Below are 22,562 nucleotides of genomic sequence, written 5' to 3' on the forward strand. Positions count from 1 at the left end.
AACCCGAAAAACCATGACTGAACAACCGACCCAAACAACCCACACCGCGCCGCCGGTGCGCAACGCCGAATTCAAAGCCGCCGTGCTGCTGGTGATCATGGTGCTGCTGGTCGCCGGCGCGGCGGTGTATCTGCTGTACGCGCGCGGCGCCTTCGAATCGACGCAGACGCTGTTCCTGGAGGCGGACGATTCCGAAGGCGTCGTCGTCGGCATGGACGTCACCTTCGCCGGCTTCCCGATTGGGCGCGTGCGCCGCATCGAATTGAGCAAGGAAGGCAAGGCCCGCATCGTCGTCGACGTGCCGCGCGACGACGCGCACTGGCTGCGCAAGTCGAGCATCTTCACGCTGGAGCGCGGCCTGGTGGGCGGCGCCAAGCTGCGCGCATTCACCGGCATTCCGACCGACCCGCCGCTGGAGGAAGGCGCCGCGCGCGCGCTGCTGGTGGGCGATCCGGGCGCCGAAATTCCGCGCCTGCTGGCCACGGCCCGCGACCTGCTGGAAAACCTCAATACCCTGACGGCTGAGAATTCCGCGCTGGCTGCCAGCCTAGCCAACATCCAGGGCGTCACCGGAAAACTGAACGGCCCGTCGGGCGCCATGGGTCTGATCGCCGGCGACGACAAAAACGCGCAGCAGCTGACCGAGCGCGCCAACAAGCTGCTGGTCACCGTCAACGCGCTGGCCACCAAAGCCGATAGCCTGATCGGCCACGCCGACACCCAGGTCTTCGGGCCGCAAGGCGTGGTGACCGATGCGCAGGCCACCATCGTCCAGCTGAATGGACTGCTGGCCGACGCCCGCAACAGCTTGAAAAAGATGGACGCGGTGCTGGTGGAGGCGCAAGCCGTCGGCGCCAACGCCAAGGAAGCCACCGCCGATCTGGGTACGCTGCGCGCCGAGGTGGAAAGCAGCCTGCGGCGGGTCGAGCAACTGGTCAACGAAATCAACAAAAAATGGCCATTCAAGCGCGATACGGAGATCAAACTGCCATGAAGAATACCGCTGCGCTGATCGCCGTCACCATGTCCATGGCCGCCATGCTGACCGCCTGCGGCAACAATCCGCCGGTGCCGGACTGGCAAATGAACGCCCAAAGCTCGATTGAACGGTCGACCGCCGCCTACATGACCGGCAACGCCCGCGTGGAAGAAGCCGAATACAAACGCGCCCGCGACGCGCTGGGCAGCACCGGCAAGGTCGATCTGATCATCCGCGCCGAATTGATACGCTGCGCCGCCCGCGTGGCATCGCTGGTTTTCGAAGACTGCGCCGGCTTCGACAAGCTGGCGGCGGACGCCAGCCCGGCCGACCGCGCCTACGCGGCCTACCTGTCCGGCCGCGCCACCGCCGCCGATGCGGCGCTGCTGCCCGCGCAGCACCAGCCGGTGGCGGCGGCGACCGGCGACACGGCCGCCGCCAGCGCGGTGCAGGCGATCGCGGACCCGCTATCGAAACTGGTCGCCTCCGGTGTGCTGCTGCGCGCGAACAAGGCCACGCCGGCGGTCCTGGCCGACGCCGTGGAAACCGCATCGTCACAGGGCTGGCGCCGGCCACTGCTGGCGTGGCTGGGCGTGCAGGCGATGCGCGCCGAGCAGGCCGGCGACGCCGGCGAAGCCCAGCGCATCAAACGTCGCATCGACCTGGTCGCCAATAAACCCTGACGATGAACACTTGACTACGGCGCCGGAACCATGTGGAATCACGTACCGCGTAATCCACCCAAGTGATTCAACAACGATTGAACGACCCGAATGACCCGAATGCCAATTTCTTACTCCCTATCCCGGCCGCTGCGCGGCCTGCTCTCCATACTCGCGCTGTCATGCGCCATGCTGGCGCCGCCGGCCCATTCCGCCGACAAGATCAAGGTCATCGTCGATATGGACATCGGCGACGACATCGACGATTCCTTCGCGCTGGCGCTGCTGCTGCAAAGCCCGGAGATCGAGATCGTCGGCATCACCACCGCGTGGGGCGACACCGCGCTGCGCGCGCAGCTGCTGGAGCGTATGCTGCGCGAGACGGGCCACAGCGGCATCCCGGTCGCGCAAGGCATCGCCAGCACCGGCAATCCGCAACCGTTCACACAAGCGCGCTACGCCCGGCGCGGCAAGCTGCCGGCCAAGGTGCCGGCGGTGGACTTCCTGCTGGATCAAATCAAACGCCAGCCGGGCCAGATCACGCTGCTGGCGCTGGGCCCGTTGACCAACGTGGGCGCCGCGATCGAGCGCGACCCCGCCACCTTCGGCAAGCTGAAACAGGTGGCGATGATGGGCGGCTCGGTGCGCGCCGGCTACCGCAAATCGCAGTACGTGCCGGCGCGGCCGGCGGACAAGGAATACAACATCGCCTCCGATATCGGCGGCGCGCAAAAGCTGTTCAAGTCCGGCGTGCCGATCGTGATGATGCCGCTCGACTCGACCCAGATACGCCTCGATGAAGTCGAGCGCAACGCCCTGCTCGGCCACGGCTCGCCCGTCACCGATGCGCTGGCGCTGATGTACCACCAGTGGATCGACGCCTACCAGCCATGGTCGAGCAACATGCCGTCGCTGTTCGACGTGGTGCCCGTGACGTGGATGATCGATCCCGCCACCTGTCCCACCACCCCGCTGCGCATCGTCGTCAGCGACGACGGCTACACGCGCGAGGAGGCGGGCAAGCCGAATGCGGCGGTCTGCCTGGCGTCCGATCAAAAGCGCTTCTTCAACATACTGATGCCGCGACTGCTGGAGGACAAACCATGAGCACCCGCCTCGTTTATTCGACGGAGACGGGCCGCATCTGTCCCGATTGCGCAAAGCCGCTTGCCGATTGCATCTGCAAAACGGCCGCCAAAGCCAAGCCCGCGGGCGACGGCAACGTCAAGGTATCGCGTGAATCCAAGGGGCGCGGCGGCAAGACCGTCACCCTGGTCAAAGGCCTGGCGCTCGACGCCATGGCGCTGGCCTTGCTGGGCAAGCAGCTGCGGGGCGCCTGCGGCTCCGGCGGCACTGTCAAGGATGGCGTGATCGAGATCCAGGGCGACCACTGCGACCTGGTGATGGAAACGCTGAAAAAACAGGGCCACAACCCCAAACGTACCGGCGGTTAAGGCCGATTTTCGAACGTTTTATTCGCCGGAGGTCTCGCCACCTTCACGGGCGGCCGCCTCGCGCAGCTTGTCCTTCTTGCTTTTGCGCTTGCCCTTGATGCCGCCGTTGACGGTGTCGGTGACCGAATCGGCCGCCGGTGGCGGCAGCGTCTCCACCGGTTCGAAACCGGCGATCCGCTCGCGCGGCAGCAGAATATCCTGGCGCTTCTCGATCAATCGGAAATGCTGTTCGGTCTCGGCGCTGACGAAGCTGATCGCAACGCCGCTTTCGCCGGCGCGGCCGGTGCGGCCGATGCGGTGGGTGTAGTCGACGGCGGAACGCGGCAAATCATAGTTGACCACTGCGGGCAGGCGCGCGATGTCGATGCCGCGCGCGGCGACGTCGGTCGCCACCAGCACCTGCAGCCGGCTGGCCTTGAAATCGCCCAGCACCTCGGTGCGCGCGCCCTGGCTGAATTCCCCATGGAAGGCGCCGGCGCGGATGCCGTTGCGATTCAGCTTGTCGGCCACGTGTTCGGCCGCGTACTTGGTGGCGACGAACACCAATACCCGGCTCCATTTTTGTTCCTGGATCAGATGCTTGAGCAGCATGGTACGGCGCGGCACGTCGACCATGATCGCGCGCTGGGCGATATCGGGCTTGCTCAGCGGCTCGGACAGCACTTCGACGCGGGTCGGCTGGTGCAGCATGCTGTCGGCAAGCGCCTGCACCGCCGGCGGGAACGTCGCAGAGAAGAACAGGTTCTGGCGCTGCTTGGGCAGCAGTTCCAGTATCCGGTTCAATTCCTCGCTGAAGCCCAGGTCCAGCAGGCGGTCCGCCTCGTCCAGCACCAGCATCGCCGTGCGGGATATCTTCAATGCGTTATGGTCGATCAGGTCCAGCAGGCGCCCCGGCGTGGCGATGACGATGTCGGCGCCGCCGCGCAATGCCATCATCTGCGGATTGATCGACACGCCGCCAAACACGATCGACACCTTGACCTGCATCGACAGATGCGACGCCAGCTTGCGCACCGACTCGCCCACCTGCGCCGCCAGCTCGCGGGTCGGCACCAGGATCAGGCCATGCAGTTGGCGCGGACCGCTGCGGTTGTCCAGCAACGCTTGCAGCAAAGGCAGCGCGAAGGCGGCGGTTTTGCCGGACCCGGTCTGCGCCGCGCCCAGCACGTCCTCGCCGCGCAAAATGGCGGGAATGGCGGCGCTCTGGATCGCCGTCGGCTCCAGATAGCCGATTTCGGTGACCGCGTTGATCAGGGAGGGAGCAAGGCCCAGCGAAGCAAATGACATGTTGGCCTATGAAGTAAGCGTGTGAATTGGCCGACAGTATAAAGCATGCGGGAGCGCCATCCCTTGGCATGCGGCGCCGTTCTCGGGTAAAGTGGCCTTTTAGACAAAGAAAACGCCATGATCAATTGGGACGCCCACGTTTGCCTGCCGCAGCACCCGCACGCCGACTTCACGCCCGTACGCAAGCTGCACGCGGCCGGTGTGAACTACGTCTCCCTGAACGTGGGCGCCGATATGAATCCGGTGTCACAGGTCATGTCCGTGATCGCCGGCTACCGCGCAACCATCGCCGCCGAACCCGAACGCTATACGCTGGTGTCCAGCGTGGACGACATCATCAAGGCCGCCGCCGATGGCCGCATGGCCATCACCTTCGACCTGGAAGGCGCCATGCCGCTGCTGGACCAGCCGGAGATGGTGGCGCTCTACGCGCAGTTGGGCGTGCGCCAGATCCACCTGGCCTACAACCGCAACAACAGCGTGGCCGACGGCTGCCACGACCTGCCGCGCGGCCTGACGCCGCTCGGACACACCATTGTGGCCGCCATCAACGACGCCGGCATTCTGATGGACTGTTCGCACACCGGACGCCTGTGCAGCCTCGATATCATGGCCGCGTCGTCCAAGCCGGTGATCTTCAGCCATACCAACGCCTACGCGCTGGTCCAGCATGGACGCAACGTCACCGACGAACAAATCCGCGCCTGCGCCGACACCAACGGCGTCGTGTGCGTATCGGGCCTGTCCTGGTTCCTTGGCGCCGACCAGCCGGGCGCGGACGACGTCGCGCGGCACGTCGCCTACATCGCCGATCTGGTAGGCGTGCCGCACGTCGGCATCGGCCTCGATATCTGCTTCCAGCAGCCGGGCCTGGACGACACGCCGCCGGGCGATTTCGACCCGGCCTATTGGTGGCCCGCGTCGGCCGGCTACCGCGCCGACAAACCGCCGGCCTTCACGCCGCCGGAAGTCTGGCGCGAACTGGCCGCCGCCCTGCGCAAGGTCGGCATGAGCGACCAGGAGACGGCGCTGGTCATGGGCCGTAACATGATGCGGGTGGCGCAGCAGGTGTGGCACAAGCCGCAAATCTGATTTTTGTGCGGCCGCCAAGCCGCTACGCTACTTGATCGCCTTGCAGCCGGCGTCCGGCGGCACGGGGCGCATAACCAGCCCGACACGCTGACCACCGACCTCCAGTTCCCGCAAGCTGGGCGCGACCACGCTGAAGTCACCGCTTTTAAGCTTTTCAAGCAAAGGCTTGCAGCGCGAATATTGGTAGTTGATGGAACCGATCAACCGCCAACTGCCATCGGGTCCCTGGGACATCAGCGCGTTGTCGCCGCTATTGACGTCGATCAGAAGCACCTCCTTGACGCCATCGCCGGTCATATCGATCATGAAACCGTCGCATCGGCCCTTTCTACTGTTCAGGCAATTGGGTTTGCTGTCGTCGGCGACCGCCTCCCACTTCTGCGACACGAAACTGGCCGGCAGCTTGGCGCCCGCAGGCCAGGCGGTGACATTTTCCTCGACCGAGATCGGCACCGCTGCAAGCTTGTTCCCGGTCCAACGCTGGTTGTCCGCCAACGCCAGGGCAAGGGCGGCCTCCCGGCGCACCGTTGCCGCATCGCCGCCGGCGGACCATTGCTTGAGCCGCTCCAGGGCGGCCTTGCCATAACGCCCGCCCTCGAACCGCAGATAGCGGAAATCGAACTGGCCGGGAGCGGTCTTGCCGCTTTCCAGCCGCGCCATCTGGCTGTTCACCGATATGCGCGCGGGGTCGGCGACCGGCGTAAACAGCGCAAGCATCACCGCGATCACCAGAAAGGCGGCGGTGACGTTGACCGGCGCGAGAGGACGCAGCCATGTGTCGTATTGATACGCCGCCCACGCATAGCCGATCGCGTAGCAGCTGGCCACCAGCAGGCAGGCCGCCGCGATGATGCGATCGGTGGTCCAGCCGTACTGCGCCACCCGCAGCCCGAGCGCGTAAATGCCGATCACCGTCAAAGGGAAGATCAGGATGCAGGCGGCGCGGGTGCTCAGTCTCACGATCGCCTGGACGCCGGCCACCGCCTCGCCGTTCTGGAACGCGGCGTTGATCAGCACCACCAGCACCACCACGGCCGACAGCAGCACCGACGTGGCGTGCCGCGTCTCCCACAGCGCCTGCAGGCCGGTGAATGGCAAGCTGCATAGGAACCCGGTCACGATGATCGCCGCCACCGGCAAGATCCACGACATCAGCACCAGCAGCAGCGTGCGGATGCCGCGCACGATGGCGGGCCGCACATCGGTGATATGCATGGCGCAGGAAAAGGCGGTGAAGACCACCGGTACGTTGAACCATGCCTCCCTGAGCAGCTGCTCCAGGAAGCTCAACTTGATCAACTTGAACAACGCGCCGCCCATGAACAGCACCATGAACAGCGCGCCCACGAAGAACGCCGAAAACAGCAGCTGCACCCCGAGCTTCCACGCGGTCTCGAAGTAGGTGCCGTAACTTGCCACCCGGCGTCCATCATGGACGCCGGACAGCACCAGGGACTGGGCGATGAAGAAAAACGGAACGCTGCACAGCGCCAGTATCTGCGACGGGGAGTAGACGCGCCGGTCCGCCCAATTGTCGAACATCGGGTAGCCGTGATGGCCGCGCCAGGCGTCGTGCAGCGCCATCGCCAGAATGACCAGCGACGCCGTCGCCAGCCAGGCCGCCGCCTTGCGGGCCGGCATATGGCCCAACGCGGACACCAGCAGCACCGGCAGGAACAGCGCCAGCATCATCAACGGCACCATCAGATACGGGGCTGTGGCCGGCCAGACGCCATCCTTGCCCGCGCGGTATAGCCAATACAGCAGCACGCCCTGCAGCAGTCCCGTTATCAGCCTTGCGGCCATCACGCTCCGGCTGACACCCGCGCCGAGCGCCATCTCATCCCGCTCCACCGCCGACAACTCCATGATTCGTCCCCTGGTTACCTTATATGCGACGAGTATCGCACGATTATCAATCCCGCCATGTTGGCTGTTTAGCATTGATGACAAAGCGTCCAGACGGCGAATGGCCCCTGTGCGCCATAGGCGCTATAATGCCTGACCTACGCCGTCCCTTTTTCAACGATCCGCATCCGGTCCGCCACGTGAATCCACATCTCGAAAAGCTGCAACCCTACCCGTTCGAAAAGCTGCGCCAGTTGTTCGCGCAGGTCAGCGCCAGCCCAAACCACAAGGCGATCAGCCTTGGCATGGGCGAGCCTAAACATCCGACGCCGGCGTTCATTCAGCAGGCGTTGATCGACAATATCGACGGCTTGGCCAACTACCCGACCACCATCGGTTCGGACGCGCTGCGTGGCGCCATCGCCGGCTGGCTGGAGCGCCGCTACGGCCTGCCGGCCCTGAATCCGGCCACCCAGGTGCTGCCGGTGAACGGCTCGCGCGAGGCGCTGTTCGCGCTGGCGCAGACGGTGATCGATCCGGCGGCCAAGTCGCTGGTGGTATGCCCCAACCCGTTTTACCAGATCTACGAAGGCGCCGCCTACCTTGCCGGCGCCGAGCCCTACTTCGTCAACTCCGACCCGGCCCGCAATTTCGGCTGCGACTACGACAGCATCCCGGCCTCGGTCTGGGAGCGCGTCTCGCTGCTGTTCCTGTGCTCCCCGGGCAATCCGACCGGCGCCGTGCTGACCTTGACCGACTGGGAGAACCTGTTCGCCCTGTCCGAGCGCTATAACTTCATCATCGCCGCCGACGAGTGCTACTCCGAGATCTTCCACGGCGAGCAGGCGCCCCTGGGCGCGCTGGAAGCGGCCCACACGCTGGGCCTGTCGACGGTCGAGAAGCCGTATGCGCGCCTGGTGGTGTTCAGCAGCCTGTCGAAGCGCTCCAACGTTCCCGGCATGCGCTCGGGCTTTGTGGCCGGCGACGCCGACGTGCTGAAAAAATTCCTGTTGTACCGCACCTACCACGGCGGAGCCATGAGCCCTTCCGTGCAAGCTGCCTCGATCGCGGCCTGGAACGACGAAACCCACGTCGAACAGAACCGCGAAAAATACCGCGCGAAATTCAACGCCATCACGCCGCTGCTGCAAGAGGTGCTGGCGGTGGAACTGCCGGACGCCGGATTCTACCTGTGGGCGGACGTCAGCCGCACCGGCCTGTCGGACACCGAATTCGCGCAGCGCCTGTACGCCGAATATAATGTCACGGTACTGCCGGGCAGCTATCTGGCGCGCGACGCCCACGGCGCCAATCCGGGCCGCAACCGCATCCGCATGGCGCTCGTCGCCGAAACGGAGGAAGGCCTGGAAGCGGCCAAGCGCATCGTCCAATTCTGCAAGTCCCTCCTTAACAAATAATTGAGCAAATCATGACCCAACAACTCCAGAACATCATCGACCAGGCATGGGAAGACCGCGCCAACATCAACCCGGCCAACGGCGCCGCCGAACTGCGCGACGCGGTCTCGCACGTGATTGCGGGCCTGGACGCCGGCACCATCCGCGTGGCCGAAAAAACCAGCGGCGACTGGGTGGTCAACCAGTGGGTCAAGAAAGCGGTGCTGCTGTCCTTCCGCCTGGAGAACAACGTGGTCATGCCTTCCGACGGCACCATGCAGTTCTACGACAAGGTCCCGACCAAGTTCGCCAACTACACGCCTGAAGATTTCGCCAAGGGCGGTTTCCGCGTGGTGCCGCCGGCCGTCGCGCGCCGTGGCTCCTTCATCGCCAAGAACGTGGTGCTGATGCCTTCCTACGTCAACATCGGCGCCTACGTCGATGAAGGCGCGATGGTCGACACCTGGGCCACCGTCGGTTCGTGCGCGCAGATCGGCAAGAACGTCCACCTGTCGGGCGGCGTCGGCATCGGCGGCGTGCTGGAACCGATGCAGGCCAATCCGACCATCATCGAAGACAACTGCTTCATCGGCGCCCGTTCGGAGATCGTCGAAGGCGTGATCGTCGAAGAGAACTCGGTGATCTCGATGGGCGTGTACATCGGCCAATCGACCAAGATCTACGACCGCGCCACCGGCGAAGTGACCTACGGCCGCGTGCCTGCCGGTTCGGTGGTCGTCTCGGGCAACCTGCCATCGGAAGACGGCAAGTACTCGCTGTACTGCGCCGTCATCGTCAAGCGCGTGGACGCGAAAACCCGCGCCAAGACCGGCATCAACGAACTGCTGCGCGGGATCTGAACCCGCACGGCCAACCAGGGTCGGACCCGTGGGGTCCGACCCTACAGCTTATCTACGGTCTGTGGCTCACGCATAGGCAAGGGGTCGGACCCGTTGGGTCCGACCCCGGCATCAAGGTTCTGGGTTAAAAACGAGGAGCGCATCATGGCCATGGACCGCCTGTTCCAGCTGATGAAGGAAAAAAACGCGTCGGACATGTTCTTCGCGGTGAATTCGCCGGTACACATCAAAATCAACGGCAATCTCATTCCCATCAACCAGCAGAAGCTCGAACCGGGCAACATCGAATCGATGCTGGCCGAAATCGCCTCCCCGGCGCAGATGGAGGAACTGGCCGCCACCAATGAGCTCAATATGGGCGTATCGGTGGCGAACCTGGGCCGCTTCCGCCTGTCGGCCTTCAAGCAGCGCGGCACCATCTCCGCCGTGTTCCGCTTCGTCCCCGCCTCCATCCCCGTGCTGGCCGATCTGGGGCTGCCACCGGTATTGTCGGACCTGATCATGGAAAAGCGCGGTCTGCTGCTGCTGGTCGGCTCGACCGGTTCCGGCAAGTCGACCACCATCGCCTCGATGCTGGACTACCGCAACGAACTGCGCTCGGGCCACATCCTGACCCTGGAAGACCCGATCGAGTACCTGTTCAAGAATAAAAAGTCGATCGTCAACCAGCGCGAGATTGGCAGCGACGCCAAGGATTTCGCCACGGCGCTGCGCAATTCGATGCGCCAGGCGCCGGACTGCATCCTGATCGGCGAGATCCGCGACAAGGAGACCATGGCGGCGGCGCTGGCCTACGCGCAGTCGGGCCACCTGGTGCTGGCCACCCTGCACGCCAACAACAGCTATAACGCGCTAAATCGTATTATCAGTTTCTACCCGATCGAGAACCGCGCGGCGCTGCTGCAGGACCTGTCGTCGACGGTCAAGGCGATCGTCTCGCAGCGGCTGGTCCGCTCGATCAACGGCGGCACGCGCACGGCTGCGGTGGAAGTGATGGTCAATACCCGCTACATCTCGGACCTGATCGAAAAAGGCGACATCGGCCAGATCAAGGAAGCGATGGAGAAAAGCCTGTCGCCTGGCTCGCAGTCGTTCGAGCTGGCCTTGCTCAAGCTGGTGCAGGATGGTTTGATCAGCCAGGAGGAGGCGCTGGCGAACGCCGATTCGGCCACCAACCTGCTGTGGCTACTGAATAATGGCCCTGACAGCAAGACCGCCAAGGCCGAACCGGAGGCCAAGCCGCCTCCCGACGAGGCGTCCTTCACCGAGTTCACGCTCAACACCTGAACAGGTTACTCCGGTCAGCGGCGTGGCTGCGGGTCGGACGGCGGACGGTCTTCCTCGGTGGACGGCACCAAACCCCAACCAAGCTGCCGGCGGATATCCCCGGTCGACGGCGGCGAGCACTGTTGCGTCAAACGCTCGCTCATATACTGACGGATCTGTTCTTTGGTCGGCTTGTTCGGCAATTCCATCCCACGGCTCCTGATAGTTGTACGACAACCGATCCATATTAGGCAGCGGATCGGCTGACCACCAATGCCAATTCGATAAGTGGCAATATCAAATTGTTATACCAGCGCCGCCCCGACGTGACGCCCGGCCGTACCCTCCTCCGACGGCCCATGGTATTCTGTCGGCCTTTCGCCCGACACCGCACGCACATGAAAACCACCCTTTACGGCATCCCCAACTGCGACACCGTCAAAAAAGCCCGCGTATGGCTGGCCGACCAGCAGCAGGAATTCACCTTCCACGACTTCAAGAAACAGGGACTGACCCGCGAAATCGTCGCCGGCTGGCTTAAACACCTGTCGCGCGATGTGCTGGTGAATAAAAAAGGCACGACCTGGCGCGCCCTGTCCGACGAGCGCAAGGCCTCCATCGTCGATGACGAATCGGCCATCGCGCTGATGCTGGAGAACCCTTCCGTGATCAAGCGCCCGGTGCTCGACAAGGACGGCACCTTCGCCGTCAGCTTCTCCGACGCCCAGTACAAACAAATTTTCAATCTCTGACCTTCACCATGACACCTTCCAAGACCCTGGCGCTGACCGAAAAACTGATCGCCCTCTCCTCTGTCACCCCGGACGATAAAGGCTGCCAGCAGCACCTGATCGACTTGCTGTCGCCGCTGGGCTTTGTCTGCGAAGTGATCGAATCGAATGGCGTGACCAATCTGTGGGCGCGCAAGGGCACGACCGCGCCGCTGCTGGTGTTCGCCGGCCACACCGACGTGGTGCCGACAGGCCCGGTCGAACAATGGCGCTCGCAGCCCTTCACCCCGACCCACCGCGACGGCAAGCTGTATGGACGCGGCGCCGCCGACATGAAAACCTCGATCGCCGCCTTCGTCGTCGCCTGCGAGGAGTTCATCGCGGCCCACGCCGACCACAAAGGCTCGATCGCCTTCCTGATCACCAGCGACGAGGAAGGCCCGGCCACCGACGGCACCGTCATCGTCTGCAACATGCTCAAGGAACGCGGCGAGACGCTGGACTACTGCATCGTCGGCGAGCCGACCTCCGATGAAACCCTGGGCGACGTGATCAAGAACGGCCGCCGTGGCTCCCTGTCGGGCAAATTGACCATCAAGGGCGTGCAGGGCCACATCGCCTACCCGCAGCTGGCCAAGAACCCGATCCACCTGGCCGCGCCGGCGCTGGCAGAGCTGGTGGCCGAGGTTTGGGACACCGGTAACGAATACTATCTGCCGACGTCCTGGCAAATGTCCAACATCAACGGCGGCACGGGCGCGAACAACGTCATCCCCGGCGAGATGGTCATCGACTTCAACTTCCGCTTCTCGACCGCCAGCACCCACGAGGAACTGAAGCGCCGCGTGCACGCGATCCTCGACAAGCACGATCTGCACTACGACCTGAAATGGGCGCTGAGCGGCCTGCCGTTCCTGACCCCGCGCGGCACCCTGAGCGACGCGCTGTCGGCGGCGATCAAGTCGGAAACCGGCGTCGACACCGAACTGTCGACCACCGGCGGCACCTCGGATGGACGCTTTATCGCTCAGATCTGCCCCCAAGTGATAGAATTCGGGCCTCCCAACGCAAGTATCCACAAGATCGACGAGCATATCGAGCTGCGTTTTGTCGATCCGCTGAAGAATATCTATCGCCGTACCCTGGAAAACCTGCTGGCCTGATTCACGGGCCGGCTGCCCGCGCGGCGTGCGCGAACCGATTACCGTTTTACCGAGATAACCATGAACACGACTCCTTTCACCACGCCGCGCGACCTGTTGCGCTACGCCGTCACCCGCTTCAACACCGCCCAGCTGTTTTTCGGCCACGGCAGCGTCGAGGCCTTCGACGAAGCGGCCTACCTGATCCTGCACACGCTCAAGCTCCCGCTGGACAAGCTGGAGCCGTTCCTGGACGCGCGCCTGCTGCCGGAGGAAGTCGCGTCCGTGCTGGCGGTGATCGACCGCCGCACCGTCGACCGCGTGCCTGCCGCCTACATCACCAACGAGGCGTGGCTGGGCACCTACAGCTTCTACGTCGACGAGCGCACCATCGTGCCGCGCTCCTTCATCGCCGAACTGATCCCCGACTACTTCGCGCCGTGGGTCAACCAGCCTGACAACATCGCCAACATCCTGGAACTGTGCACGGGTTCCGGCTGCCTGGCCATCATGCTGGCCGACGCCTTCCCAGACGCCCATGTCGACGCGGTCGACATTTCGGCCGACGCGCTGGAAGTGGCGAAGAAAAACGTCGCCACCTACAAGCTGGAAGACCGCTTGACCCTGATCCAGTCGGACCTGTACGCCAATGTGCCGGACAAGAAGTACGACCTGATTATCACCAATCCGCCGTATGTCAATTCGGGCTCGATGTCCAAGCTGCCGAAGGAATACCTGGCCGAACCGCAAATCGCGCTGGACGGCGGCAGCGACGGCATGGACCTGGTGCGCAAGATCGTCGCCGGCGCCGCCGAGCGCCTGACCGATGACGGCATCCTGATCGTCGAAATCGGCAACGAGCGCGAATTCGCCGAAGCCGCCTTCGGCGCGCTGGGCCTGACCTGGCTCACCACCAGCGCCGGCGACGACATGGTCTTCCTGCTGACCGCCGACCAGCTCAAACTGTAAACCAAACCCGTACCCCGGTTCGCCGGGGTTCAAACGTAGAAGAACAAGATGATCCGCTTTATACAAGTAAGTCTGATGCGCGGCACCAAGCCGCTGTTGGAACAAGTCGATGTCACACTGAATCCGGGCGACAAGATCGGCCTGATCGGCGCCAACGGCGCCGGCAAATCGAGCCTGTTCGCGATGATGCGCGGCGAGCTGCACCCGGACCAGGGCGAAATCGACTTCCCGGCCAAATGGCGCGTCGCTTACGTTGCGCAGGAAACGCCGCCGCTGGACCGCGCGGCCCTCGACTACGCCATCGACGGCGACGTCACCCTGCGCAAGCTGGAAGCGGAACTGGCACGCCTCGAATCGGAACCCGAATCGTCGGAAAACGGCATCGCCATCGGCGAAATCTACAGCGCGCTGGCCGACGCCGACGCCTACACCGTGCAGTCGCGCGGCGAACAGCTGCTGCTCGGCCTGGGTTTCACGCTCGACCAGATGCAGCAGCCGGTGGCCAGCTTCTCCGGCGGCTGGCGCATGCGCCTGAATCTGGCGCAGGCGCTGATGTGCCCTTCCGACCTGCTGCTGCTCGATGAACCGACCAATCACCTGGACCTTGACGCGATCATCTGGCTGGAAGACTGGCTCAAACGCTACGCCGGCACCTTGCTGATCATTTCCCACGATCGCGACTTCCTCGACGAAGTGGTCAACGTGGTGGTGCACATCGACGAACGCAAACTGAAACGCTATTCGGGCAACTACTCGTCGTTCGAACGTCAGCGCGCGGCGCAAATGATCCTGGCCGCCGGCGCGCTGGAAAAGCAGCAGCGCAAGCGCGCCCACCTGGAATCGTTCGTCAACCGCTTCAAGGCGCAGGCCTCCAAGGCCCGCCAGGCGCAGAGCCGCATGAAGGCGCTGGCCAAGATGGAAGAACTGGCGCCGCTGCGCGCCGCCGCCGAATTCTCGTTCGAATTCCGCGAGCCGCTGAGCGCTCCGAATCCGCTGCTGGTGATGGAGGACGTCGACGCCGGCTACAAGATCGAGAACGAACAGACCGGCGAGATCACGCACAAGACCATCGTCAACAACATCAAGTTCTCGCTGCAGATCGGCCAGCGCATCGGCCTGCTGGGCGTGAACGGCGCCGGTAAATCGACGCTGATCAAGACCATCGCCGGCGAACTGGCGCCGCTGACCGGCGACGCCACCATCGGCAAGGGCCTGAACATCGGCTACTTCGCCCAGCACCAGGTGGAGATGCTGCGCCACGACGAATCGCCGCTGTGGCACCTGGCGAAGATCGCCCCGACCGTGCGCGAACAGGAACTGCGCAACTTCCTGGGCGGCTTCAACTTCCCGGGCACCATGGTCACCAGCTCGATCGCGCCGTTCTCCGGCGGCGAGAAGGCCCGCCTGGCGCTGGCGCTGATCGTTTGGCAACGCCCCAACCTGCTATTGCTCGATGAACCGACCAACCACCTGGACCTGGAAACCCGCGAAGCGCTGACCGAAGCGCTGGCGCAGTTCGAAGGCACGCTGGTCGTGGTATCCCACGATCGCCACCTGCTGCGCGCCACCACCGACGAATTCATCATCGTCGCCGACGGCAAGCTGCAGCCGTTCGACGGCGATCTGGACGACTACAAGGATTGGCTGTTCAAGACCAAGCTGGGGAAAGGCACCGACGTGCTGCCCGCCGCCGGCAAGGCCAACAAGACGGACTTCCCGGTGGTCTCGCCGGTCGCCACGCCAACGGCGGCCGCCGCGCCGGCGCCCAGCAAGGACCAGAAGCGCCAGCAGGCCGAGGACCGTCAGCGCCTGGCCGCGCTGCGCAAGCCGCTGGAGCAAAAGATCAAGCGCCTGGACGATCAAATCGCCAAGCGCAGCGCGCAGAAAGCGGATGTGGATGCCCAGTTGGGCGAGTCTTCGATCTACGAAGCGGCCAACAAGGCCAAGCTGAAACAGCTGCTGGCCGATCAGAGCTTCTTCACCAAGGACCTCGGCCAGCTGGAAGCGGAATGGCTGGAATTGCAGGAGCAGCTCGAAGCGCTGGCCTGATCGAGCCGCCCGCACGGGCGCTCAGGCGGCTTGGCGGGCGCCGACCGGCACTTTGCGGATCGACATCAGCCTGTCGATGTCGACCACGATCAAACGGCGCCCGTCGACCTCCCCGAGGCCGAGCAGGTAATCCACCGGCGGCGCCGTCCCGGCGCCGGTGCCGGGTATGGGCAGCAGCTCGTCGAGCGTCAGCGAAACGATATCGGTCACGCCATCGACCACCATCCCCATCACGCAGGTCGACAGCTTGAGGATGATCACATCCGTCAGCGGGTCGTGCGCCGGCGGACGCGGACCGAAGGCGATGCGCATGTCGACGATCGGCATGATCACGCCGCGCGACACCGCCACCCCGCTGATAATCTCGCCGTCCGAGGCGAAGCGTTCCAGCTCCTTCAACGGACGCAGTTCCTGCACCTTGCTGAAGTCCAGCGCATAATCCAGGCCGCCGAGCCGGAACACGAGATACTGCTGCGCCCCGTTGTCGGGCGGGCGCTTGGTGCCGTTGACGGCGTTGGCATTCATAGCTTGCATCTTCGAGAGAATCATGATCATCCTTTCGTCTATTGACGTGCGGTAACAGGCATGAATCATCCTAACCGCGCGCTTACGGGGCGGGATTGATTGGCATCAACGTTAGCCCGGCGGCCGGCGGCCGTTTGCTACAATGCGACAAAGAGTGCGGGCAATCCAATGACAAACCTAATTGATATGAACGACGTGGAGCTCAGTGCGATCCGCGCACAGGGACCGGGGGGACAGAACGTCAACAAGGTCTCCAGCGCGGTGCACCTGCGTTTTAATATCGTAGCGTCCTCTCTGCCGGAGCATATCAAGGAGCGCCTGCTGGCGATGCGCGACAGCCGCATCACCAAGGACGGCGTGGTGGTATTGAAGGCGCAGCAGTCGCGCAGCCAGGAAGCCAACAAGGAGGATGCCCTGAGGCGCCTTCAGGAACTGGTCGACAGCATCGCGGTGCTGCCCACCGTGCGGCGCGCCACCAAGCCGACGCGCGGCTCGCAGCGCCGCAGGCTGGATGGAAAAACCAAGGACGGCGAGCGCAAACAACTGCGCGGCAAAATCACCCTATAGCGACGCGCAGGCACTGATGCGCGCCCAGCGCCAGCAGGCTGACAAAAAAGCATCGACGAAATACCGCCGCAGGCATGCGCCCGCGCAGCCACTGCCCCAGCATCATGCCCGCGCCGGCCGGCAGCAGCGCCAGCACCGACCCGCCGGCGGCCGACACCTGCCAGTTTCCCCTGCAGGTCAAGACCACGGCCAGCGCCAGCGTCGAGACGGTGAAGGCCAATCCCAGCGCCTGCACCAGATCGTCCTTCTCCAGGTTGAGCGCTTGCAGATAGGGAGCGACCGGCATGACGAAGACTCCCGTTATGCCAGCCAGCACGCCGGTGGCGGCGCCTGCCAGCGGCCCGGCCCACGGCTCCGCGCGCGGCGCCACGCGTCCGCGCCAGCCGCTCAAACCCAATGCGCCGTAGGCGGCCAGCGCCAGCCCGAGCACCAACGGCGCCCAGGCGCCGCCGGACACGCCAGCAGCGCCGGAAGCGATGAAATCGTCGGGCGGCGGTGGCGACGACAGCAGCCATCCTCCGGCGGCCGTGCCCACGCACACGGCCACCAGCAGGGTCCGCAGGCGCAGCCAGAGCGGATACAGGGCCGGCCCAGTGGCCAACTGCCATACATTCGTCACAGCCGAAGGCACGATCAGCAGCGCCGCCGCTTCCAGTGGCGGCAAGGTCAATGTCAGCAAGGCCATCGCCACCGTCGGCAGGCCCATTCCTGTGACGCCTTTTACCAGGCCGGCCAGCACAAAAACCAATGCGATAAAAAGTGTCGATGTAGTCATGGGGGCTATTCTGCACTCCGGAAGCTTGCCTGGGAATGTGGAATATACTTAGCCTGACTTCACATTATCCGTAGGCTGGACCATGCGCTTCGACCTGATCGACCTGAAATTATTCGTCCATATCGCCGAGAGCGGCAGCATCACCGCCGGCGCCAAGCTGGCGCACCTGTCGCTGCCCTCGGCCAGCGCGCGCATCCACGGCATGGAGGAAGGCTTGAACCTGGCGCTGCTGGAGCGCGGACGTCGCGGCGCCGAGCCCACGGAGGCCGGACGCGCGCTGCTCCATCACGCGCGCGCCATCGCCCGCCAGCTGGACGACATGCGTGCGGACCTGGCCCAATTCGGCTCGGGCCTGAAAAGACAGGTGCGCCTGCTCTGTAACACCTCGGCCATGACCGAGTTCCTGCCGGAGGCGCTGGCCGGCTTCCTGGCCGGCCATCCGCAACTGAGCATCGATCTGGAGGAAAGGCTCAGCCGCGACATCGTGCGGGCCGTCACCGACGGCGCGGCCGATATCGGCATCGTCACCGACGCGGTGGACAGCGCGGCGCTGCAAACCTTGCCGTTCCGTGACGATCCATTGGTGCTGGTGATGGCGCGCAAACATCCGCTGGCCCAGCGGATCGGCAAAGGGCGCGGCAAACGGCGCGGAGTGCTGTTCGCCGACGTGCTGGATCAGGACTTCATCGGTTTGGCGGGCGACAGCGCCTTGCAGCAGTACGCGGCCGAGCAGGCGTCGCGGCTGGGGCGCAAAATGCATTGCAAGATCAGGTTGCGCAGCTTCGAGGCGGTTTGCCGGATGGTCTCCAGCGGGGCCGGTGTGGCGATATTGCCGGAGGCTGCGGCGCGGCGCAGCTCGGATTTGGAGGCGCTGCGGGTGGTGGCGTTGAACGACGATTGGGCGGATCGCAAGCTGCTGATCTGCGTGCGCGATCATGCGGCGTTGCCGGTTCATGTGAGGGAGCTGGTCGGGGCGTTGCGGCGGGGTTAGGAGTCGCCGGATAGTGTCCAGTTGATCGGGCCAACGTGGCCGGAGAAGATTTTCGTCATACCGGCGTCGGCGCCGCGCACTTTGGCTTTCAGTTCCTTCGGCGGGCGGTCGTACGGCGGCGGGCCATCCGGCACGAAACTCATCGTCCGCGCCAGCACGTCGCCGGTCAGCATGTGGACGGTGCAGCGCGAACCGTTCATCAGCGCGCTCTTCTCGCGCTCCACCTGGCTGACTTCTTCCCGCGCTTGCTCCTGCTGCGCTTGCGCCGCCTTGATCGCCAGCGAGATCTTGGCGACCGCGCGCAGCGACGGTCCCACCGCCGTCGCCATCTTGTGGAACAAGGGTTCCTGCTCCGTGGTCAGTATCACCTCGCGCTTGCGCACCCGTGTCGCCAGGTTCAGATAATTGCGCACCTCCGGCTGGCCGGTGATGGCGTCCATCTCGGCCTTGCGCTGCTCGGCATCGCGCTGCGCCTGCGAAACCTTGGGCAGCAGCTCGGCGATCTTCCTGTCGAACTTCGTCACATCCGGCACCAGCGTGTAAAGCAGCATCTCGCTTTGCTTGCGCGGGCCGGCGTGGATGATTTCGATCTTGCGGGCGGCGATCGCGCAGCCCTCGGCCACCTTGATGATCACCTCGTCGGCCATGATCTCGCAGTTGCTTGCCTCGCCGATCACCACCCGCGTGCCGGAGATGATGCAGCTCTCGGCCCGCGCCAGCGCCACCTCGCCGCGTTTGGTCTGCAGCACCGCGCCGGATGCCACGCCCTTGACCCGGATCGCTCCTTCGGCGTTGATGGCGGTGCCGCCCATCAGATTGCGGCCCAGGACGATGTCGCCGCCGCGCGAGCTGATATTGCCGAAGACGTTGCCGTGGATGGTGATGTTGCCGCCGTCGACCGAACGCTGGTCCTGCACGTCGCCGAACTCCTCGTACTCGCCGGTCAGTTGCAGATTGCCGGTGGTGCGGGCGCTTACCCCTTCCCTGCTGATGATCTTCGGACCGATCGAGATGCGCTTGCTGCCCGGCTCCACGCTCAGGAAGCCCTCGACCGCCGACACCAGGTACTCGCCGTCGCGCAGGTTTTCGATGACCGTCCCGGCGCCGGCCACGGAGGTCAGTTCGATATCGCGCGGCACCGCCGGCTCCAGGACGGCGCCGGACAACTCGAAACCGCGCACGCCTGGCGTGCGCGGCACCTTGCGCAGCAGCTTGACATTGGGCTTGACCTGCGGGAAGCGGTTCTGGAAGGTCTGCAGATCGAGCTTGCCGTCGGGCGTCTCGCGCGGCGCGTTGCTGCGGTGGATATTGCGCGATACTTCCACGATGGTAGCGTCGCGCCCCGGCACGGCGTTGAGCCGGCGCGCGACGATAATGCGCGCAAGGCGCCCGCTGACGATGACGTCGCGCACGGCCGGCGCGTCGATACCGAAGCGTATGCCCTTGCCCCACATGTCGGCGACGAATTCGTCGAACTTCAGGCGCGCCGGCTGCGGCGGCAGGTCGGGGATCTCGAAGAACACCGGCTCGAAATAGTATTCGGCCTCGCCGGCGATGATCTTGACGGTCTTGTACAGGGCGCGGCGCACGGTGTGAAACGGCTCGATGCTGTCGGCGAAGCGCAAGAGCGGCTTGCCGGCCAGGCCGGCCGGCAGCTCGGGGCCGCAGTTGTACAGCATCCTGGTGAAGACGGCGTAGTCGAGGCCCGCGAAGTAGGCACCGCCGAGAAAAATCTGCCCCACGGCCGCGACGCACGATACCGCCGTCGCCTCGGCATCGAAATAAACGCCGTCATCGCGCTTGACGATCGCCGCGGGCAAATCACCTTCCGCAGTATGTTCCAGCGTCGTTGCGTCGTCTGACACGGTAGTCCCCACAAAGATGTACGTCGGAGCCGGCGCCCCTTCACTTTTTTAATGTTATTTGTAGATTAGCATGAACGCACGGCATTGTGCGCGCGCGTCGCCTTGCAGGCAAAACGGGCGGCTAATCGGCCGATGCCCTGGCGCGGGGGTCGAGGTGCCAGTCGAGCGATCCGGCGCTGTCGCAGAACAGCATCTCGCCGCCGTTCGGCGTGCCGCGCAGGCGCTGCTTGATCTCCTTGGGCGGCAGCAGCGTCAACGACACGCCGTCGGCCGCGAAAGGCATGGTGCGCACCGTGGTCTCGCCGTTGACCATGTGCAGGCCGCAGCGCGCCACGCCGGCCGCCGCCACCTTCTGCTCGATCACCCGCGCCAGCCGGTCCCGCAACAGCGTCTGCTGCGTCTGGGCGACCTGGATCTCCTTCTTCAACTGCTCGATCGCCTGGATCTCGGTCGCCACGGCCCCGGCGATCTTGCGCAGGAACTGGCCCTGCTCGGGCGTCAAGGTCAGCTCCTGGGTGCGCAGCTTGACCGCCAGCGCCAGATAGCGGCGCACGTCGGGCAACGCGGCGATGCGCGCGGCCTCCTGCTCGGCGGCCTCGATGGTCTGCGCGAAGTCGGCCAGGCGCACATCGAGTTCGGATATCTCGTCGTCGAACCGCTTCACGTCGCGCACCAGCACATGGATCACCATCTCGGTGCGGCGGCGCGGGCCGGCGCTTTCGATTTCCACGTTGCGCCCGGCCACCGCGCAGCCCTCGGCCACCGAGATCAACACCTCGTCGGCGACGATCTCGCAATTGGAGGCCTCCTCGATCTTGACGCTGCTGCCGGAAATGACGCAATTCTCGGCGCGCCCTATCGTGATCGTGCCGCCGCTGGTGTGGATCACCGAATTCGACGCCACGCCGGCGATGCTGATCGAGCCCAGCGCGTTCTGCACGCTGCCGCTGACCAGGTTCTGGTCCAGCACCACCACGCCGCCGCGCGAATGGATATTGCCGTAGACGTTGCCGTGCACCGTGATGTCGCCGCCGGTGACGTCGCGCTGTTCCTGCACGTCGCCGTATTCCTCGTAGGCGCCCGCCAACTGCAGGTTGCCCGTGGTGCGCCCGCTCACGCCTTCCAGGCTGACGATCTTGTCGGTGATGGAGATGCGGTTGGACTTCGAGTCCACGCTCAGGAAGCCCTCGCGCGTGGACACCAGATACTCATCGTCCCCAATCGTTTGCGCCTCGGTGCCGTCGCCGGCATAAAAGCGCAGGGTCAGGTCCTGCGGCGGTTCCGGCGCCGTCATGCGCCCGGACAGGTCGAAGCCCGGCTGGCCGGGCACCGCCGGCACTTTTTTCAGCAGCCTGACATTCGCTTTGATTTGCGGGAAGCGGTTCTGAAAACTTTGCAGATCGATGCGGCCGTCGGCGCGCGCCTTGGGCGCGTCGCTGCGGTGCAGATCGGACGACACCTCCATCACGGTCGCGTTCTGTCCAGGCAGCGGTTCCAGATCGGTGGCGAAGGTGATGCGGTCCGGCTTGGAGGCCGCCATCGCCGTCGCCACCGCCGCCACGTCGATACCGAACTGTATGCCCTTGAGCCACATGTCGGCGACAAATTCGTCCACGTCCAGGCGGGTCTGGCGTTCCGGGATCACGGTGCCGTCGGGGAGCACCTCCTCGTCCAGATACAGCGGCTCGAAGTAGTACTCGGCGTAGCCGTGGCCCATCTTGGGATTTTTGTACAGCGGAACGCGCAGCGGATCGAACAGGCGCACGTCGTCGCACAGGCGCACCGCCTGGGCCGCGCCCAGATCGGGGCCGACGCCGTACAGCGCCTTGATCATCAATGGATAATTGAGGCCCGGCAGATAGTAGCCGGCGCGGAACACCTGGTTGATCGCGGCGATCAGCGCCGGCCGCGGCAGGCCGACATCGATGTAAACGCCGTCGGTTCTGCGCACCAAACCGATAGGCAGGACGGCGTCGGGAGCCGATGGCTCGTCAACGGGAAAGGGCGCTGCGGGTGCAACGTCTTGAACCACGATTTTCCTCCAGGCGTCACGCGGCCGAAGGGCATTGCGTGCAATTAATTAATATTACACGCAGACAAAGA

The 22,562-nt window shown here is 64.7% G+C and carries 21 protein-coding genes; 14 read left to right on the forward strand and 7 right to left on the reverse strand.

Annotation, left to right across the window (positions count from 1 at the left end):
* Nucleotides 1–13 precede the first annotated feature (13 nt).
* The 4 genes from MRBLMU1_RS18710 (at nucleotide 14) to MRBLMU1_RS18725 (ending at nucleotide 3,095) form a co-directional block, all read left to right on the forward strand.
* The gene (locus tag MRBLMU1_RS18710; protein ID WP_363504039.1) at nucleotides 14–994 is read left to right on the forward strand and encodes an MlaD family protein; all 981 of its coding nucleotides are present in this window, start codon (nucleotides 14–16) and stop codon (nucleotides 992–994) included.
* On the forward strand, nucleotides 991–1,662 hold the full coding sequence (locus MRBLMU1_RS18715; RefSeq protein WP_363504041.1) for a hypothetical protein: 672 nt from the start codon (nucleotides 991–993) through the stop codon (nucleotides 1,660–1,662). The genes MRBLMU1_RS18710 and MRBLMU1_RS18715 overlap by 4 nt, the downstream gene beginning before the upstream one ends.
* Before the next feature lie 99 nt (nucleotides 1,663–1,761).
* Nucleotides 1,762–2,748, forward strand: coding sequence for a nucleoside hydrolase (locus MRBLMU1_RS18720; protein ID WP_363504042.1), 987 nt, complete (start codon nucleotides 1,762–1,764; stop codon nucleotides 2,746–2,748).
* A complete protein-coding gene (locus MRBLMU1_RS18725; RefSeq protein WP_363504044.1) occupies nucleotides 2,745–3,095 on the forward strand; it encodes a translation initiation factor Sui1 in 351 nt (116 codons plus the stop codon). Before MRBLMU1_RS18720 ends, MRBLMU1_RS18725 begins: the two co-directional genes overlap by 4 nt.
* A gap of 18 nt (nucleotides 3,096–3,113) precedes the next feature.
* Here MRBLMU1_RS18725 and MRBLMU1_RS18730 read toward each other — a convergent pair whose 3' ends face one another.
* Nucleotides 3,114–4,382 carry a DEAD/DEAH box helicase gene (locus MRBLMU1_RS18730; RefSeq protein WP_363504046.1) on the reverse strand — a complete coding sequence of 423 codons (1,269 nt, stop codon included), beginning with the start codon at nucleotides 4,380–4,382 and terminating at the stop codon, nucleotides 3,114–3,116.
* Between the two features lie 117 nt (nucleotides 4,383–4,499).
* Between MRBLMU1_RS18730 and MRBLMU1_RS18735 the strand changes: the two genes are divergently transcribed.
* Nucleotides 4,500–5,474, forward strand: a complete 975-nt coding sequence (locus MRBLMU1_RS18735; RefSeq protein WP_363504048.1) for a dipeptidase — start codon at nucleotides 4,500–4,502, stop codon at nucleotides 5,472–5,474.
* A 27-nt stretch (nucleotides 5,475–5,501) separates the two neighbouring features.
* Here MRBLMU1_RS18735 and MRBLMU1_RS18740 read toward each other — a convergent pair whose 3' ends face one another.
* Nucleotides 5,502–7,343, reverse strand: coding sequence for a DUF4153 domain-containing protein (locus MRBLMU1_RS18740; protein ID WP_363504050.1), 1,842 nt, complete (start codon nucleotides 7,341–7,343; stop codon nucleotides 5,502–5,504).
* 179 nt (nucleotides 7,344–7,522) lie between these two features.
* Here MRBLMU1_RS18740 and dapC point away from each other — a divergent pair, with 179 nt between their 5' ends.
* From dapC to MRBLMU1_RS18755, 3 genes are all read left to right on the forward strand, one after another.
* Nucleotides 7,523–8,740 carry a succinyldiaminopimelate transaminase gene (dapC, locus tag MRBLMU1_RS18745; RefSeq protein WP_363505111.1) on the forward strand — a complete coding sequence of 406 codons (1,218 nt, stop codon included), beginning with the start codon at nucleotides 7,523–7,525 and terminating at the stop codon, nucleotides 8,738–8,740.
* Nucleotides 8,741–8,751: 11 nt separating this feature from the next.
* Nucleotides 8,752–9,579 carry a 2,3,4,5-tetrahydropyridine-2,6-dicarboxylate N-succinyltransferase gene (gene dapD / locus MRBLMU1_RS18750; RefSeq protein WP_363504052.1) on the forward strand — a complete coding sequence of 276 codons (828 nt, stop codon included), beginning with the start codon at nucleotides 8,752–8,754 and terminating at the stop codon, nucleotides 9,577–9,579.
* 144 nt (nucleotides 9,580–9,723) lie between these two features.
* Nucleotides 9,724–10,866, forward strand: a complete 1,143-nt coding sequence (locus MRBLMU1_RS18755) for a PilT/PilU family type 4a pilus ATPase (RefSeq protein WP_363504054.1) — start codon at nucleotides 9,724–9,726, stop codon at nucleotides 10,864–10,866.
* A gap of 14 nt (nucleotides 10,867–10,880) precedes the next feature.
* Here the strand turns inward: MRBLMU1_RS18755 and MRBLMU1_RS18760 are convergent, their stop codons facing one another.
* Nucleotides 10,881–11,054 carry a hypothetical protein gene (locus MRBLMU1_RS18760; RefSeq protein ID WP_363504056.1) on the reverse strand — a complete coding sequence of 58 codons (174 nt, stop codon included), beginning with the start codon at nucleotides 11,052–11,054 and terminating at the stop codon, nucleotides 10,881–10,883.
* A 189-nt stretch (nucleotides 11,055–11,243) separates the two neighbouring features.
* On the opposite strand from MRBLMU1_RS18760, the gene MRBLMU1_RS18765 reads away from it, so the two are divergent.
* Genes MRBLMU1_RS18765 through MRBLMU1_RS18780 form a run of 4 tightly spaced genes read left to right on the forward strand, consistent with a single transcriptional unit; the run spans nucleotide 11,244 to nucleotide 15,736 of the window.
* Nucleotides 11,244–11,597 carry an ArsC family reductase gene (locus MRBLMU1_RS18765; protein WP_315214850.1) on the forward strand — a complete coding sequence of 118 codons (354 nt, stop codon included), beginning with the start codon at nucleotides 11,244–11,246 and terminating at the stop codon, nucleotides 11,595–11,597.
* An 8-nt stretch (nucleotides 11,598–11,605) separates the two neighbouring features.
* Nucleotides 11,606–12,739: a succinyl-diaminopimelate desuccinylase gene (gene dapE, locus MRBLMU1_RS18770; protein WP_363504057.1), complete on the forward strand. Its 1,134-nt coding sequence runs from the start codon at nucleotides 11,606–11,608 to the stop codon at nucleotides 12,737–12,739.
* Nucleotides 12,740–12,799: 60 nt separating this feature from the next.
* Nucleotides 12,800–13,687: a 50S ribosomal protein L3 N(5)-glutamine methyltransferase gene (prmB, locus tag MRBLMU1_RS18775; protein WP_363504059.1), complete on the forward strand. Its 888-nt coding sequence runs from the start codon at nucleotides 12,800–12,802 to the stop codon at nucleotides 13,685–13,687.
* 48 nt (nucleotides 13,688–13,735) lie between these two features.
* Nucleotides 13,736–15,736 (forward strand): ATP-binding cassette domain-containing protein, encoded by a 2,001-nt coding sequence (locus tag MRBLMU1_RS18780; protein ID WP_363504061.1) that lies wholly within the window; start codon nucleotides 13,736–13,738, stop codon nucleotides 15,734–15,736.
* Between the two features lie 21 nt (nucleotides 15,737–15,757).
* Here the strand turns inward: MRBLMU1_RS18780 and MRBLMU1_RS18785 are convergent, their stop codons facing one another.
* Nucleotides 15,758–16,261, reverse strand: coding sequence for a chemotaxis protein CheW (locus MRBLMU1_RS18785; protein WP_363505114.1), 504 nt, complete (start codon nucleotides 16,259–16,261; stop codon nucleotides 15,758–15,760).
* Between the two features lie 168 nt (nucleotides 16,262–16,429).
* Here MRBLMU1_RS18785 and arfB point away from each other — a divergent pair, with 168 nt between their 5' ends.
* On the forward strand, nucleotides 16,430–16,828 hold the full coding sequence (arfB, locus tag MRBLMU1_RS18790) for an alternative ribosome rescue aminoacyl-tRNA hydrolase ArfB (RefSeq protein WP_363504063.1): 399 nt from the start codon (nucleotides 16,430–16,432) through the stop codon (nucleotides 16,826–16,828).
* Here arfB and MRBLMU1_RS18795 read toward each other — a convergent pair.
* Nucleotides 16,818–17,603, reverse strand: a complete 786-nt coding sequence (locus tag MRBLMU1_RS18795; RefSeq protein WP_363504065.1) for a sulfite exporter TauE/SafE family protein — start codon at nucleotides 17,601–17,603, stop codon at nucleotides 16,818–16,820. The two genes, arfB and MRBLMU1_RS18795, sit on opposite strands and share 11 nt — an antisense overlap.
* Before the next feature lie 82 nt (nucleotides 17,604–17,685).
* Here MRBLMU1_RS18795 and MRBLMU1_RS18800 point away from each other — a divergent pair, with 82 nt between their 5' ends.
* Nucleotides 17,686–18,594 (forward strand): LysR substrate-binding domain-containing protein, encoded by a 909-nt coding sequence (locus MRBLMU1_RS18800; RefSeq protein ID WP_363504067.1) that lies wholly within the window; start codon nucleotides 17,686–17,688, stop codon nucleotides 18,592–18,594.
* On the opposite strand, the gene MRBLMU1_RS18805 is transcribed toward MRBLMU1_RS18800, so the two are convergent.
* Entirely contained in the window at nucleotides 18,591–20,459 is a 1,869-nt protein-coding gene (locus MRBLMU1_RS18805) for a flagellar assembly protein A (RefSeq protein WP_363504069.1), read from the reverse strand. The two genes, MRBLMU1_RS18800 and MRBLMU1_RS18805, sit on opposite strands and share 4 nt — an antisense overlap.
* 121 nt (nucleotides 20,460–20,580) lie before the next feature.
* Nucleotides 20,581–22,491 carry a flagellar assembly protein A gene (locus MRBLMU1_RS18810; protein ID WP_363504071.1) on the reverse strand — a complete coding sequence of 637 codons (1,911 nt, stop codon included), beginning with the start codon at nucleotides 22,489–22,491 and terminating at the stop codon, nucleotides 20,581–20,583.
* Nucleotides 22,492–22,562: the final 71 nt, after the last annotated feature.

The organism is Burkholderia sp. LMU1-1-1.1, from assembly GCF_040675865.1.
Classification (GTDB): domain Bacteria; phylum Pseudomonadota; class Gammaproteobacteria; order Burkholderiales; family Burkholderiaceae_D; genus Rugamonas.

Bases quoted from the DNA above. Each gene is read 5' to 3' on its own strand.
- MRBLMU1_RS18780 (WP_363504061.1), top strand. From the start codon at position 13,736: ATGATCCGCTTTATACAAGTAAGTCTGATGCGCGGCACCAAGCCGCTG.
- prmB (WP_363504059.1), top strand. From the start codon at position 12,800: ATGAACACGACTCCTTTCACCACGCCGCGCGACCTGTTGCGCTACGCC.
- MRBLMU1_RS18740 (WP_363504050.1), bottom strand. From the start codon at position 7,343: ATGGAGTTGTCGGCGGTGGAGCGGGATGAGATGGCGCTCGGCGCGGGT.
- arfB (WP_363504063.1), top strand. From the start codon at position 16,430: ATGACAAACCTAATTGATATGAACGACGTGGAGCTCAGTGCGATCCGC.
- MRBLMU1_RS18800 (WP_363504067.1), top strand. From the start codon at position 17,686: ATGCGCTTCGACCTGATCGACCTGAAATTATTCGTCCATATCGCCGAG.
- MRBLMU1_RS18715 (WP_363504041.1), top strand. From the start codon at position 991: ATGAAGAATACCGCTGCGCTGATCGCCGTCACCATGTCCATGGCCGCC.
- MRBLMU1_RS18725 (WP_363504044.1), top strand. From the start codon at position 2,745: ATGAGCACCCGCCTCGTTTATTCGACGGAGACGGGCCGCATCTGTCCC.
- MRBLMU1_RS18785 (WP_363505114.1), bottom strand. From the start codon at position 16,261: ATGAATGCCAACGCCGTCAACGGCACCAAGCGCCCGCCCGACAACGGG.
- MRBLMU1_RS18795 (WP_363504065.1), bottom strand. From the start codon at position 17,603: ATGACTACATCGACACTTTTTATCGCATTGGTTTTTGTGCTGGCCGGC.
- MRBLMU1_RS18755 (WP_363504054.1), top strand. From the start codon at position 9,724: ATGGCCATGGACCGCCTGTTCCAGCTGATGAAGGAAAAAAACGCGTCG.
- MRBLMU1_RS18735 (WP_363504048.1), top strand. From the start codon at position 4,500: ATGATCAATTGGGACGCCCACGTTTGCCTGCCGCAGCACCCGCACGCC.
- MRBLMU1_RS18765 (WP_315214850.1), top strand. From the start codon at position 11,244: ATGAAAACCACCCTTTACGGCATCCCCAACTGCGACACCGTCAAAAAA.
- MRBLMU1_RS18760 (WP_363504056.1), bottom strand. From the start codon at position 11,054: ATGGAATTGCCGAACAAGCCGACCAAAGAACAGATCCGTCAGTATATG.
- MRBLMU1_RS18720 (WP_363504042.1), top strand. From the start codon at position 1,762: ATGCCAATTTCTTACTCCCTATCCCGGCCGCTGCGCGGCCTGCTCTCC.
- MRBLMU1_RS18710 (WP_363504039.1), top strand. From the start codon at position 14: ATGACTGAACAACCGACCCAAACAACCCACACCGCGCCGCCGGTGCGC.
- dapD (WP_363504052.1), top strand. From the start codon at position 8,752: ATGACCCAACAACTCCAGAACATCATCGACCAGGCATGGGAAGACCGC.
- dapE (WP_363504057.1), top strand. From the start codon at position 11,606: ATGACACCTTCCAAGACCCTGGCGCTGACCGAAAAACTGATCGCCCTC.
- MRBLMU1_RS18730 (WP_363504046.1), bottom strand. From the start codon at position 4,382: ATGTCATTTGCTTCGCTGGGCCTTGCTCCCTCCCTGATCAACGCGGTC.